Genomic DNA, 14,097 nt, shown 5'->3' with positions numbered 1-14,097 from the left:
GGCTGTCCGCGCGTCAACACCGCACAGCTGCATCCCCATTTTTAGCTCTTCGCACTTGCAAAAAAATGTGCCAAACGCGACACCTGCGGCGGGTAACGCTAGGGAAGGAGGGATGGGTTGAGCGCAGCTGGTGATCGAAAGGGAATTGCACCGCTGGATGTTCGGATGCGAAAAGGCCAGACTCCACTCGTCTGCCTGACGGCATATACCACGCCGATCGCCAGGTTGGCCGATCGACACTGCGACATCGTTCTCGTCGGCGACAGCGTCGGCATGGTCCTGCACGGCCTCTCGTCGACGCTGGGCGTCACTCTCGACATGATGATCATGCACGGCCAGGCGGTGCGCCGCGGTCTGGTGCGAGCATTGATGGTCGTAGACCTGCCATTCGGTTCCTATGAAGAAAGCCCCGACCAGGCCTTCCGCAACGCTGCGCGCCTGATGGCGGAGACCGGTTGTGCAGCGGTGAAGCTCGAGGGGGGGGCAGACCATGGCCGAGACGATCCGCTTCCTCGCCGCGCGCGGCGTGCCTGTCATGGCCCATGTCGGCTTACGCCGCAGGCGGTCAATACTCTCGGCGGCTACCGCGTCCAGGGGCGGGGAGACGATGCCGAGCGCATCAGGCGCGACGCCGGTGCGGTCACGGAGGCCGGCGCTTTCTCGGTGGTGCTGGAGAAAGTGCCCGAGCCGCTTGCACGGCGCATCACTGCGGAGATCGCCGTCCCCACGATCGGCATCGGTGCCTCGCTCGCCTGCGACGGCCAGATTCTGGTCAGCGACGATATGCTCGGGCTTTTCAGCTCTTTCCGGCCGAAATTCGTCAAGCGCTACGCCGAATTAGGCGACCAGGCCGATGCGGCGATAGCGGCTTACGCCGCCGACGTGAGGGAACGGCGCTTTCCGGCGGCCGAACATCTCTACGCCAACGAGACGGAGGCCGGAGGCGTCACATGAGCGTGCCGATCGTTCGAACCGTTGCCGAGCTCCGCGCTGTTGCCGCGGGATGGCGTCGCTCAGGCACCCGTATCGCCGTTGTGCCGACCATGGGAGCCTTGCACGAAGGCCATCTGAGACTCGTGCGTGCCGCGCTTCAGAAGGCCGAGCGGGTAGTCGTGACGCTGTTCGTCAATCCCAAGCAGTTCAACAGTGCCGCCGACCTTGCCGCCTATCCCCGGACGGAAAACGAAGATGCTGCCAAGCTCGTGCCGACAGGCGCACATCTGCTCTATGTGCCGAATGCAGACGAGATGTATCCAGCGGGCTTCGCCACGGCCGTTTCGCTGTCCGCTCTCAGCGAGGGCCTGTGCGGCGCCTTCCGGCCCGGCCATTTCGATGGCGTGGCGACGGTCGTGGCCAAGCTCTTCCTGCAGACCGGCGCTGACTTCGCCTTCTTTGGCGAAAAGGATTTCCAGCAGCTTCAGCTTGTCAGGCGCTTGGTCCGGGACCTTGACATCCCGATCACGGTGGTCGCATGTCCGACAGTCCGCGAAACCGATGGTCTTGCACTGTCGTCGCGCAATAGCCGGCTTTCGCCAGCAGAACGCGCCATTGCCCCAAAGCTGGCTTCGGTCTTGCTCGACACGGCTGAGCGGCTTGCGCGTGGCTCTCCTGTCTTGCCCACGCTTGATGAAGCGCGTGCAACAATTCTGGCGGCAGGCTATCGCGAGGTCGAGTACCTGGAACTTCGCGGCGAAACAGACCTGCAGCCGCTAGCAAGGCTTGACCGACCAGCACGCTTGCTTGTCGCGGCTTGGCTCGGCGACACACGGCTCATCGATAACGTCTCAACATCCCCGGTTGGTATGCGGCCAGGTGCGCGGCGTTCGCTTCACGGGGAAGCAGCAAAGTAATGCCGACGATGATGGCGACCAAATCGTCCGCGTCGCATCGATGCGGGGTCATTTAGGCCCAGGTTTCCGCCTGGCGTCGAGCAACATTCGAGGAGGTGGCGCAAAGGGGCTGATGTATCGCGTATTCGAAAACTTCGTCGAGCAACTCTCTGCAAGCGTCGATGCGGTCGACCTCCATGAGGCGATTGCGTCCGCCGCAGCCGGCTTCGACTTTCCGCTCTTCGCCTATTTCAGTTACCCGTCGGCCTCCGGCCAGAGGCCGCGATTGATTTCAAATTATCCTTCATCCTGGACATCGCACTATCTGCAACTGCGCTACCACAGCCATGATCCGGTGATCCTGCGCGGGCTGCAAGGCTGGGATACTTTTGATTGGGGCGTGGATCGACCCCGCCAGTGTCTGCCGGCCTCGCAGCAAGAGATCCTGGAAAAAGCAGCTCACTTTGGCATTCGCGGCGGATTGACCATGTCCATGCATGACCGTCGCGGCCGGTTTGCGGCGCTGACCTTCGCTTCCGACCAGTCCCGTCCGCCTCTCTTGCGGTCACTCACTCGCTACGAAAAAGCATTGCAGCTGGTCGCAATAAACTTTCATATACATGCCCGGCGCCAGCTCGCCGAAGATTGCGTGGTGGATGGCATAACGCTGACCCCGCGGGAGTTCGAATCCCTGAAATGGGCGGCGCGCGGTAAGTCCGCCTGGGATATCAGCCAGATCCTCGGCGTCTCGAAACGCACCGTGACCTTCCATCTGGAAAACGCCAAGGCAAAGCTTGGCGTGCGAACCATAAACCAGGGCATAGCACGGCTAACTGCGTCCCGTCAGTGGAGATCCTGACTCCTTTTGTTGGAAAGCTGTAAAGGTCTACAGGCTGCATCAATGTCGGCTTTGCTCTTCGATAGCGGGAACACATCCTGCACGGAGGCGACAGATGATGCAGCTGATAACACCTGAGCTCTATGGCGAGTTTCCAAACGAGCTCAATGAAATGCACGGGCTCAGGCATCGGGTCTTCAAGGAAAGGCTGGATTGGGAAGTTCAGACCGAAGGCGAGATGGAAACAGACGCATTTGACAGCCTGAACCCCGTCTATCTGCTTCTCAAGGGATCCGACTGGCGAATTTGCGGTTGCGTCCGTCTTTTACCGACTACCGGACCGACAATGTTGCGCGACACCTTTCCGATGCTGCTGGGTGAGACTGCGGCGCCCGCGAGTGTCCGCATTTGGGAGAGCAGTCGTTTCGCACTCGATCTCCCTCCATCAGCGCCTAAGTCTGGCGGACTGGCGCAAGCAACGTACGAGCTCTTCGCCGGCATGATCGAATTCGGCTTGGCGAACAATCTCACTCGGATTGTGACAGTGACCGATACGCGCATGGAACGGATCCTGCGTCTCGCAACGTGGCCGTTGTCGCGCATCGGACAGCCGAAGCCGGTTGGTAACACAGAGGCGGTCGCCGGTTTTCTCGAGATTTCCCACGCTAGCCTCAAGCGCATCCGCTGGAGGGGACGTCTGAACGGACCTGTATTATGGCAACCGGTTCTCGGCCTGTCGGCGTAGCGCTTAACGATGCTCAGCCTGACCAATGCTCCCGCCCGCGTGCGCTACGTACGGTTGATATGCTGGCCGGACTGCGTAGTGCGAAGCTTACGACTATTCCGGTCGATTCCCCCGCACGACCTGGGCCCGGGAAGTTTTTAGGTGCAATCCGCAGTTCCAGCGTTGCCACGCCAAATGGCGCGCCCCGCCGCAGACACCCGAGTTTTTGGACACTGTAAAAGCCCGGATTTCTTTACGCCGCAAAAAAGCAGCAACTCCGGAATCGTTCACAAGCAGCCAAGGCCTGCACCGCTGGACGATTGCTCCTCTCAGCGGTGCCTTCTGGTACCAAAAAAGCCCCGGCGCTGGGTCGATGCGCCGGGGCTTTGGGCACGTACGAGCTACACCAACATGTCCGCTTCTGAACGTGCGCTAATAAAGTGAATGAATGGTGAATCGCGCAATAGCTCGGCGAACGGGGTTCGTATTCATGCTCCCACGTAAGAAGTGTTGCTGGCATGGATCAACGCTGCCGTAGGCCTAAGAGCCAAGGCTGGGGTGAAGCCCGCAGGATCGGTGAATCGCATGATCAGTTTGCCACCTGATTGTAAAGCACCAGCGGTAGTGTGCTGAGTTCTGCAAAATGGCGGGGCATTAACGGTGACGTTGGCGTGTCCGTCGCGCAGCCCCGTGTTTAGCGGAGCGGCGGACATGGCGGGCCGCGTCTCAGGCGGCCAGTGCTCTCAGGCTCTCCTTCTTGTGCTCGCGCAGATGATCCATGTTGAGGTAGCGGGTCGCCTCGAGCCAGTTCTCGTGGATCTCCACTGATTGCGCGATTTTCCTGCTCGATTAACTGCAGAAGCGCGGCGTAACCGCCAAGCAGGCGCACCGGCGGAATATTTTCGCGCAATCCTGTAACGTGAAGGAGAAGGTAACTAAGGAGCGCGGCTCGTGCGCGTGAGGTATATCCGAACGTGTGCAGCAGATCGTCGCGCTCTCCCCGGACACATCCGCGCGCCACAGAGCCTCGGTGGCCGGCAGCTCGGACGCGCAGATGGAGCCAAAAATCCACAGATGCATTCCGGTCATATGCTAGCTGCCAAGCATATGACCGGCATTTCGCAAGGCGCCTAGGAAGAGACCGGCATGGACGGTGACATCGATCTTGGCCTGCATTGACAGGGGCATGCCGGCCCAGTTCTCCAATGGCGAAATGAAATGTGAGAAAGTGCCATTGACCATGCAAGAGCGGGTAACAAGGCCTTGTCTGTCCAACGCGACCACGCCCGTCTGGTCGGCTCGATATCGGATGGCTGCGATCCGCTGGACCTCCGAGTCACCATCGACCCGCACGTCGAAAACCAGGACACCGTGGCTCCTCGTGGCTATCTCTGCGGCTTTTTGGTTGAAGCTTAGGGAGAGTGAGCGGACGCTTTCGACCGCCATCTGGAAAATCGCCAAATCCAGTTCATCCAACGCCATGTAGGCTATTGCGCGCAATATAGGGGTGATTGCAACGACGGATTCGTGTTCCAGATCGAACTGATCCTGAAGCAGGGCGCGCGCACTGTCCTTGAACTTGGGCTTCTGCACTTCCGCCGTTAACGAACTCCGTACCTTCCTCGTTACTTCGCCAATTCCCGTGTGGCCTATGCAAGCATCCCTAACGCAGATTGGATGGGTCATCTTCTTTCCCAGCAATGCCTCGAGGTCGCTTCGCATCTGTCCTTCTGAGCATATGCTTGGGTTTGGACATCCATGAAAGAGCCCGCTGTCGACGCCCGCTGCGCCACGGCACGTCAGCGATCAGACTCCACCGGGTTCACAAAGTTGACTCGCTGGGGTAGGGGGACCGCAGAGAAATCTCCGGTCGCAGCCTTACCCGGTCAAAACAAGGATACCACGATGAAGACTCTCGTCATCTGCTCCGGCGGATTGGACTCCGTTTCCCTTGCTCACAGCATGGCAGCGGAGCACGAGCTCGCCGGCCTCCTGTCTTTCGATTACGGCCAACGGCACAGGAAAGAATTGGGCTTCGCCGCTCTCTGCGCGGAGCGACTGAACACTATGCACCAGATCATCAACATCCCCGAAATCGGCCGCGGCCTTTCCGGCTCAGCGCTCACCGATAATTTCGACGTGCCGGACGGCCACTACGCCGAAGACACGATGAAGATCACGGTAGTGCCGAACCGGAACGCCATCATGTTGGCAATTGCCTTCGGTCTCGCCACCGCGCACAAGGCCGAAGCGGTGGCGATGGCCGTCCATGGTGGGGACCATTTCATCTATCCAGATTGCCGTCCGGCCTTCATCGAAGCTTTCCAGATGATGCAAGACCGCGCGCTGGAAGGCTACGCAGAGATTCGCCTTTACACGCCTTACGTCAACCTCACGAAGGGCGACATCGTCCGGGATGGAGCAAGATGCGGAACGCCATTTGCGGAGACCTGGTCGTGTTACAAGGGCGGCGAGCGTCACTGCGGACGGTGCGGGACCTGCGTGGAGCGGCGCGAGGCGTTTCATCTCGCGGGGCACGCTGATCCTACCGACTACGAAGACCCTGTCTTCTGGCTCGAGGCGCTGCGGAGGAGGAGCGCCTGATGTTCCGCATCACCAAGGAATTCCACTTCTCGGCCTCGCACCAGCTCACCTCTTTGCCGCCGGATCATCAGTGCGCACGCCTGCACGGGCATAACTACATCGTCGAAGTGGAACTTTCGGCGAAGGACCTGGACGCGCACGGCTTCGTGCGTGACTATCACGATCTGGCGCCGCTCAAACGCTATATCGACGAGAGCCTAGACCATCGGCACCTCAACGAGGTGCTGGGACATGAGCAAGTCACGGCGGAATACTTGGCCAGACATTTCTATGAATGGTGCAAGGCACGTCTGCCGGAAACCGCGGCCGTGCGGGTGAGCGAAACCCCGAAAACCTGGGCGGAATACCGGCCGTGACGGACACGTGTCCCGCAATCCGTGTGAGCGAGATATTTGGGCCCACGATCCAGGGCGAGGGAGTGCTCATCGGTTTGCCTACAGTCTTCATCAGAACCGGCGGGTGTGACTACCGGTGCTCCTGGTGCGACAGCCTGCATGCGGTGGACAGTCAATTCCGCCACGAATGGGAGATGATGCCAATCGATGCGGTGTGGCAAAGCGTCGTTGGGCTTTCCGGTGGCCGGCCAGTGATGGTGTCGCTGTCAGGAGGTAATCCGGCCATTCAGCCCTTCGGTGCGCTGATCGAGCGAGGCCATGGTGAAGGTTACCGTTTTGCGCTGGAAACCCAGGGTTCGGTGGTCAGCGACTGGTTTGCGGATCTTGATGTGCTGGTTCTCAGCCCAAAGCCGCCGTCAAGCGAAATGAGGACCGATTGGGCTGCATTCGAGGCGTGCATAGAAGCGGCGCAGCAGAAGCCGCAAATCGTGCTCAAGCTCGTTGTTTTCGACGAGAGTGACTACGCCTATGCCAAAGACGCCGCCGCGCGATTTCCGCGCCTTCCGGTCTATCTGCAACCCGGCAACCACACGCCACCGCGCCCTGGCAATGAAGACGCACCTGTCGACCTGGACGGAATAATAAAACGCATGGAGTGGCTTGTGGAAAAGGTGACACACGACAGGTGGTTCGAAGCACGCGTGTTGCCGCAGTTGCACGTTATGCTCTGGGGAAACAGGAGAGGCGTCTAGTCGCGCCTGTGCGGGAATGCGCCCCCGGATTTTCGGTTCGACGGGTTGGCCGCCATTTGGCGGCGCTGCCGGGTACTTCCGGAGGTGCTCGATGCCGAGATGGTGCTGGGCGCTTCGAAAGTGAGCGCGCACCGGAGCGGCTAGGCTACCGCTCCGCTGTATTGTGGCCGCAAACTTTGGCAGCCATCTATCCATGGCGTGGATGGGCTTCATCGAAACAAACGATTTTCTCAACCTTCCGGAATCTCGCATTGACGTCAGCACCGGCACGCATCGACCATCCGCTGCCTCTGTCGCGTGAAAAGGGGCCCGAAAGGGGAAAATCTTTGCATGACCTCAGACGTGCGCTGGAAATTGTCCTGGGAATGACTTGCAGCAGGCCGACGATTTCGAATTGTCCGACCTCGATTTCTTAGCGGAGTCTTTCCCCTCTCAGAACCGTTGAACGATCGGCGTCACCCAGGCCTAACTCATTCAGGCCAGTCCGCACCTGCCTCTTCCCGCAAAGAAATTCGACAGCCCATCTTTCCGCTCGTCGTTGCCGTCGCTGGTCGGCAACGCTTCCGGACTGACCGGGGCTGACGCCGGAACTCCTCTTTCGGTTCGCAGACGCGAACACTGCAAATCACCAGTCGTTTCAGAGTCGTTTGCCGCGTTAATTTGTTAACGCGGATCAGATTGGAAGAATCCAACCTACACACACATAACTTGGCTAGCAATGTTGTACGTATAACCTCGGAATGGCAATGGGATACTTTACAAAGCGCGACGCCAATCAAATTATATACCGCAGTTGGGAAGAGTCGGAACAGCCAAGCGCCAAGATGAGAATTTTGGCGCTTAAGCTTGATCGTGTCGGGGACTTTTGGATGTCTCTAGCGCCCCTGATGGACCTGCGTCAGCGCTTTGCCGATGCCCACATTACGTTGGTGGTCGGAAGCTGGAACATCGACACTGCAAAACAGTTCGACCTCGCCGACGATTACGTTGCTTTTGACTTCTTTCCTCGCAACCCGAAGGTCGATACCCGCAAGAAAGCGGCCGACATACGGCCGCTGCTGACCGGCGAGTTTGATCTCGCCATTGATATGCGTGTCCCGGATGAGACAAGGCCCATTTTGCTCGAAGTCCCCGCCAGGCATCGTGCGGCGATAGTTGATCCTTACGGAATGCATCAGATCGATATTGCGATAGCGCCATTCGATCTGAAATTGCGCAGAACCATCTTCTACAAGCTGGCCCAAAAAATAGGGATCGCCGACAAATTCCCTCGCACATGGCTTGATTGGTTCGTTGACCGTAAGCAGGTACGTCTCCAGCATGTGTCGGAAATCCTCCTCTTTCTGGTCGCAAAGGCAGCGGCCTGTTTCGACGCAGAAAGTGAAGCGGGCCGCCGACAGAGTTCGGCAGAAGGCAAGTCCCCGATCGTCGTGGCTCCGTTTTCGAATTCCAGCCTGCGCGATTGGCCGATTGAAAATTTTGGCAAACTTGTCGCTGCTCTTTCTACCCGCGGTGAGGTGGTTCTCGTCGGCCGTGGCGAAAGCCGGGAAGCGCTTGAGGAGGTCGCGATGACAGCTCGCGACCGTGGAGCCGCGGAGATTCGAACGGCTGTCGACTTGTCAGAATTGGAATTCAATCATCTCATGAATTCGGCCGCGCTCGTGGTGTCGAACAATTCAGGCACTGGGCATGTCGCTGCCCAGCTTGGCCGCCCTACTGTCGGCATTTTCACCGCGTCACATCTACCGGAAATTTGGGGCTTTCGTGGTCCCCTGGTCAGCATGCTTATGAGCGTTATTGAATGTCGCGGATGTGGTCTGGACAAAGTGCGGCGCTGTCCGGTCAAAGTCCGCTGCAAGTTCGACATCACGCCCGATCTGGTGATTGCCGAGGTAGACGCCTTGATGAATTATTGTAAGGGGCGGGACAAACTTATTGTGGCACGTGGGCGGTGCGGCCAGAACGACGATCGCGCGCGAAGAGGCAGCTCAGGGCCCATGCCGTAACACGGCCGTCGATTACTCCATCTGTGGAACGCCAGACTATACGCGTCGCGGTAGCGATCGCCTGTCGACAGCGGTGTTTGATATCCGACAGGCTCAGCCGACTGGGCGATGGCTTGGACATAGCCATAGCCAGATGTCGACCATCTAGATCCCGATCCGCAGCCACCAAGGCAAACAGGTTGCCTCGACGACCTTTCGGCCGCTGCCAGGTCGCATGTCCGCCGACGGTCTGCCCTTGTTTTTAAGAGAGCACGCGCCTGCGGCGAATGCGGCACTGCGTGAAAGGTCCTGCGCATTATCGCGCCGCCGCTGCTTGGCACGGCACTTGCGCCCGAGATGGCAGCAGCGTTCGACCGGAGCGCCGCCAGTGAGAGGCCTTGAAGCGAGGAAGAGCCCGCCCCGATCCGGCAGGGAGAGAAACGGTGTTAGCTCCACAAGTCCACAGCGCGAACGCCGGGCCTCGTAAGCCCCATATTGCGCGGCTTTACGTTCAGGTGCTTGCCGCCGTCGCCCTTGGCGTCGCTGTTGGCTTTTTCTATCCGGGGAGCGGAGAGGCTCTGAAGCCGCTCGGCGATGCTTTCATCAAGCTCGTGAAGATCATCATCGCGCCTGTCATCTTCCTGACAATTGCAACCGGCATCGGCGGCATGAACGATCTCAAGAAGGTCGGCCGGGTCGCCGGCAAGGCAATGATCTATTTCCTCACCTTCTCGAGCCTCGCATTGATTGTCGGTCTCATTGTCGCAAATGTCGTTCAGCCAGGTGCCGGCCTCAACATCGATCCAGCCTCGCTCGATGCTCAGGCCGTGAAGGGCTATGCGGCGAAGATCCACGAGCAGTTCGTGACCGGCTTGCTGATGCCGTCAATCGTTGGTGCCTTCGCCGAAGGCGACATCATGCAGGTCCTGTTCTTCTCGGTGCTGTTCGGCATCGCTCTGGCGATGGTCGGCGACACGGGCAAGCCTGTGCTTTCTTTGCTTCAGGCGCTCCTCGCGCCGGTGTTCAAGCTGGTCGGCATTCTGATGAGGGCCGCGCCCGTCGAAGGGGCGAGCGCCAGGCGTTCGGTCGTGGGCCTCGGCATCCCGGCCGCATATTCATTCAATCTGCACGGCACCAATATCCACCTGACGCTGGTCCCCCTCTTCCTCGCCCAGGCGACGAACACGGATATGTCGATCGGCGGTCGGATCCTGCTGCTGTTCGTCGCCTTGCTCTCTTCGAAGGGAACAACTCGCATTACCGGTGCGGGCCTCCTCACGTTGGCCGCGGCGCTCTTTGTCGTTCCGACCGCCCCAGCTGTCGGCGTGACGCTTATTCTTCGCGTCGACCACTTTGTGTCGGAGTGCCGTGTGCTGACCATTTTTCTCGGCAACGCAGTGGGAAGGTTCGTGTTGCCCGAAGGGCGAGCCGGATGATGGACGATTGGCAAAGGCTCTCGCGAGCGGGTCCTTCGGCGCTCGGGCGTTCGTTGAAGGGCAGATCGCCCGGCGTGATGACCGGTGGTCTCGGCTGGCAACTCGCGAACGCCGCTCAGCTATGCAGTCAGCCCATTGGAGCGAAGCCGTCATAAAGCAACCGCCAGATGGCGCCGGCATCGACATTGTGAGCCCCCGCGACTGCCGATACTGCGGGAACTGCCGGGCAAGCGATCCAAAGCGACGACCAACTTTCACGCCAAAAGGCCAGCCGTTGCTGCCCCGTTAACGGCTGATTGGAGCCCGACCCATGTCAAAGCAAAACGCCGTCCTTGTCGCCGTAATCGGTTTTTTAGTCCTCGCCCTGTCCGTGCTGGGAACGCTAAGGCGACAGCCAGATAGGTTGACGACCTGCAACGGCTCGGAGATGAACGCCTTGCTCGCGGCGGACTTGAGGATACTCATTCCGCAGCATCGCGACGCACTCCTCAACGACCTCGCCTCGCCAATCGCCGGCAATCCGCAGGGCGACGTCCCCCTGGTCTCATTCCTCGACTACAACTGCCCGCTGTGCAAGGAAATGGACCTCATTCTCCAGCAAGCCCTCAAGCATGATTCCAATCTGAGGATTGTGCGTAAACAGCTCCCGGTCCTGGGACCTGCTTCCGAATTCGCCGCGCGTGCGGCGCTCGCCTCCCACAAACAGGGAAAATATGAGGCGTTTAATCGCGCCCTTTTTGCTTTTCCCGGCTTGGTGAACCAAAGAACCACCCTAGTCATTGCGGCACGTGTCGGCCTCGATGTTGAGCAGCTCAAGCGGGATATGGAAGGCCCGGCCATCACCGAAGCCATCGCACGCGATCGCGCGCTCGCGAACGAGCTGTACATCACCGGCACGCCGGCGTTGGTGGTCGGCGACGAAGTGATAGCCGGGGTGGTAGAGACGGCCGGGCTGCGAAGCTGCATCGCCGATGTGCGCGCAAACGCCAAGGTTCAGTCTTCCACAGCTGCAAAATGGGCATTTTGACCGCATCAACTGCTCTCGGGACCAGAGTCCTGAGCGCCCGCGCGCCTGAAGGCGCGCGCCGGGTGCTCGTGCACCGAGCCCGCTTTTCTTCGACAGGCTCAGGCGGTCTCGGCCATCCGGCTTCGCCCCCTTGACGCCGGCAGCCTGTCGGCTGCTGACGGTCGCCGGCCAGCTGGCCGGCGTCGATTTTTGTGGTGGCCTTCCCCGGTGGCACGGGGTGGGCGGCACTCCCTTCTAGGCCAGCCGCGGCATCCCGCAACCCTCCGCTTGCCGCTCCGGGTCCTCCTCTTCGTTCCGGTCCTTCGGATGCGGTCCGCCTTCTACGGCGGGCCTTTCCGGTCGCTTTTGCCGCCCACCCCGCTTCCGGGGGAGGGCGCAATTGGCGAACGGAGGAACAGACAATGCGTGCAAACAACAAGCGTTCCGGCAGCCGAGGGGCTGGCGCGGGCAAGGGCGGGCGCTCAGGCGCCAGCCTCTATCAGGAGATCACAGATCGCATCGTTGCCGAACTGGAGCGCGGCACCGTGCCATGGGTCAAGCCCTGGGGCAGGGCAAAGGCAGGCCTTGGCCTGCCCAGGAATGCAGCCACCCAGCGGCGCTATTCCGGCATCAATATCCTGATCCTGTGGGGCGCCGTCATCGAGCGCCCATACCCCAGCCAGAACTGGCTCACCTTCCGGCAGGCGCTTGCCCTTGGCGGCAATGTCAGGAAGGGCGAACACGGCACCACCATCGTGCATGCCGATCGCTTTGTCCCAAAGGACGAGAAGGAACGCGCGAAGGCCGATGGCGATGAGCCGCAGGCCGTGCCTTTTTTGAAGCGCTTCACCGTCTTCAATGTCGCGCAGTGCGATAACCTGCCCGAACATCTCTATGCCGCCGCCGAACCGCTGCCCGCGCGCCAGATCGTCCCGCAAGCCGAGGCGCTCATTCATGCAAGTGGTGCTGATTTTCGCATTGGCGGCGATCGCGCTTTCTACATGCCGGGCAGCGACTTTATTCAGGTGCCGCCGCAGCCCGCCTTCTTTCACCAGATCGACTATTACCGCACCTGCTTTCATGAACTTGGCCACTGGACCGGCCACCCGACGCGACTCGCGCGCGACCTGTCAGGCTCATTCGGCTCCAGAACCTATGCGCGCGAGGAATTGGTCGCCGAGATGGCCGCAGCCTTCATCTGCAGCAGTCTCGGTATCGAGCCGACGGTGCGCCACGCCGACTATATCGGCTCATGGCTGAAGGTGCTGCGCGAGGACAATCGCGCCATCTTCCGCGCCGCCAGCCACGCCTCGAAAGCCGCCGATTTCCTGCTCGGCCTTAAGACCGACGTCGAAGGTGAGGCGCATGCCGAGATCAAAAGTGAGGCGAATGCCGAGATCGCCGCGTGAGCACGCTCCATCGCCATGCGCGACCGCCTTGCGCTTCTGAGGGCGCGCCGATGCGCGCCCGCGCGCGGCGCACCAGCCGCTCGTATCCGCCTGTTTCAAAAAGCCGCAACTCAGTCAGCCCGAACCGTCTTGAAGGAATTCCGCAATGATCCTGATCACCGATGAACTGCGCGCCCGGCTCCTCGCCAACGGCGCTGCCGACACCGAAACCGACCACGCACCGGTCGTGAAACTGTTCGATCCGGCCGGTCCTGCGATCTGGCTCCTGACCGAACTCGATGTGGACGGCGACACGCTGTTCGGCCTTTGCGACCTCGGCTTCGGCTTCCCTGAACTCGGCAGCGTCAGCCTTGCCGAACTCGAATCCATCAAGGGTCCGCTCGGACTGGGCATCGAGCGCGACCTTTATTTCATAGCGCGTTTTCCGCTGTCCGTTTATGCGGAGGCCGCGCGCAGCGCCGGCCAGATCACCGAAGCCGAGCGGCTTCTGCGGCAGGCAGCGGAAGCACTTGCCAAATCCCATTCCGAGCTTCCGCCAGACGCGGCGGAGCCAGAGCGCCGCTAGGCGCAAACCCGTCCCCGCCGCATCGGCCTTCGGTCTCCCCGGCGGGGACAATCGCACCCCAAACGAAGGAGAAAGACACGAAGCTTGCCCATATTCCGCTCGACCGACTGAATATTTCCGCCCTCAACATGCGCCAAGGAAAACGCGCGCCCGACCTGTCCGACATTCTGCCGTCCGTCCGCGCGCGCGGCGTCCTCGTGCCGCTTCTGGTGCGGCCCAACGGCTCGCCGGAAAGCTTCGAGATCGTCGCCGGACGGCGCGCTATTTCGCCGCGAAATCGCTCGCCGACGAGTGAAGTACAGCCGATCCCTTGCCCTGCGCCATCATGGAGGCTGGCGAGGACGCCGATGCCCTCGAAGCCTCGTTGATCGAGAACGTCGCCCGCCTCGACTCCGACGAAGTGTCGCAATGGGAGACGTTCTCACGGCTGATCAGAGAGGCGTGCGCTTGGGGCTGCTCGACCGTCCGAGCGAAGCACTTCGCCTGATGGTGGCGCATGCGATAGCCGGTTCCGGCCTGTGGCAGGTTCGCCGCGAACCGTAGCGCGCTTGCAGCGAGATCGTGGCCGCAAGCCTCGCCGGAAGCAGGGCGGAAGCCGCGTTCGCCGAAAAACG

At 60.6% G+C, this 14,097-nt stretch carries 13 protein-coding genes and 1 pseudogene; 13 read left to right on the top strand and 1 reads right to left on the bottom strand.

The window, feature by feature from the left end:
• Positions 1-165 precede the first annotated feature (165 nt).
• From panB to AC0L2K_RS23800, 4 genes are all read left to right on the top strand, one after another.
• Positions 166-954, top strand: a complete 789-nt coding sequence (gene panB, locus AC0L2K_RS23815) for a 3-methyl-2-oxobutanoate hydroxymethyltransferase (protein WP_473532480.1) — start codon at positions 166-168, stop codon at positions 952-954.
• On the top strand, positions 951-1,850 hold the full coding sequence (gene panC, locus AC0L2K_RS23810) for a pantoate--beta-alanine ligase (protein WP_473532479.1): 900 nt from the start codon (positions 951-953) through the stop codon (positions 1,848-1,850). Before panB ends, panC begins: the two co-directional genes overlap by 4 nt.
• A gap of 112 nt (positions 1,851-1,962) precedes the next feature.
• Positions 1,963-2,688, top strand: a complete 726-nt coding sequence (locus AC0L2K_RS23805; RefSeq protein ID WP_065010609.1) for a LuxR family transcriptional regulator — start codon at positions 1,963-1,965, stop codon at positions 2,686-2,688.
• Positions 2,689-2,782: 94 nt separating this feature from the next.
• A complete protein-coding gene (locus AC0L2K_RS23800; RefSeq protein ID WP_473532478.1) occupies positions 2,783-3,412 on the top strand; it encodes an acyl-homoserine-lactone synthase in 630 nt (209 codons plus the stop codon).
• Between the two features lie 1,071 nt (positions 3,413-4,483).
• Here the strand turns inward: AC0L2K_RS23800 and AC0L2K_RS23795 are convergent.
• The gene (locus AC0L2K_RS23795) at positions 4,484-4,873 is read right to left on the bottom strand and encodes a hypothetical protein (protein ID WP_473532505.1); all 390 of its coding nucleotides are present in this window, start codon (positions 4,871-4,873) and stop codon (positions 4,484-4,486) included.
• 423 nt (positions 4,874-5,296) lie between these two features.
• Between AC0L2K_RS23795 and queC the strand changes: the two genes are divergently transcribed.
• The 9 genes and pseudogenes from queC (at position 5,297) to AC0L2K_RS23750 (ending at position 13,851) form a co-directional block, all read left to right on the top strand.
• Positions 5,297-5,995, top strand: coding sequence for a 7-cyano-7-deazaguanine synthase QueC (gene queC, locus AC0L2K_RS23790; protein WP_473532477.1), 699 nt, complete (start codon positions 5,297-5,299; stop codon positions 5,993-5,995).
• Positions 5,995-6,351, top strand: coding sequence for a 6-carboxytetrahydropterin synthase QueD (gene queD / locus AC0L2K_RS23785; RefSeq protein WP_065010611.1), 357 nt, complete (start codon positions 5,995-5,997; stop codon positions 6,349-6,351). The genes queC and queD overlap by 1 nt, the downstream gene beginning before the upstream one ends.
• A complete protein-coding gene (gene queE, locus AC0L2K_RS23780; RefSeq protein WP_473532476.1) occupies positions 6,348-7,082 on the top strand; it encodes a 7-carboxy-7-deazaguanine synthase QueE in 735 nt (244 codons plus the stop codon). The genes queD and queE overlap by 4 nt, the downstream gene beginning before the upstream one ends.
• Positions 7,083-7,828: 746 nt before the next feature.
• A complete protein-coding gene (locus tag AC0L2K_RS23775) occupies positions 7,829-9,088 on the top strand; it encodes a glycosyltransferase family 9 protein (protein ID WP_473532475.1) in 1,260 nt (419 codons plus the stop codon).
• A gap of 422 nt (positions 9,089-9,510) precedes the next feature.
• A pseudogene (locus AC0L2K_RS23770) lies at positions 9,511-10,482 on the top strand (cation:dicarboxylate symporter family transporter); the annotation flags it as partial.
• A 331-nt stretch (positions 10,483-10,813) separates the two neighbouring features.
• Positions 10,814-11,530 carry a DsbA family protein gene (locus tag AC0L2K_RS23765; RefSeq protein ID WP_473532474.1) on the top strand — a complete coding sequence of 239 codons (717 nt, stop codon included), beginning with the start codon at positions 10,814-10,816 and terminating at the stop codon, positions 11,528-11,530.
• Between the two features lie 401 nt (positions 11,531-11,931).
• The gene (locus tag AC0L2K_RS23760; RefSeq protein ID WP_473532473.1) at positions 11,932-12,918 is read left to right on the top strand and encodes an ArdC family protein; all 987 of its coding nucleotides are present in this window, start codon (positions 11,932-11,934) and stop codon (positions 12,916-12,918) included.
• A gap of 145 nt (positions 12,919-13,063) precedes the next feature.
• A complete protein-coding gene (locus AC0L2K_RS23755) occupies positions 13,064-13,483 on the top strand; it encodes a DUF2958 domain-containing protein (protein ID WP_473518564.1) in 420 nt (139 codons plus the stop codon).
• A 128-nt stretch (positions 13,484-13,611) separates the two neighbouring features.
• A complete protein-coding gene (locus tag AC0L2K_RS23750; protein WP_473532472.1) occupies positions 13,612-13,851 on the top strand; it encodes a hypothetical protein in 240 nt (79 codons plus the stop codon).
• Positions 13,852-14,097 lie beyond the last annotated feature (246 nt).

Source organism: Mesorhizobium sp. WSM4817 (assembly GCF_055811135.1).
Note: the sequence above shows the minus strand (reverse complement) of the source record. Positions and strands in the feature narration are given on the sequence as shown.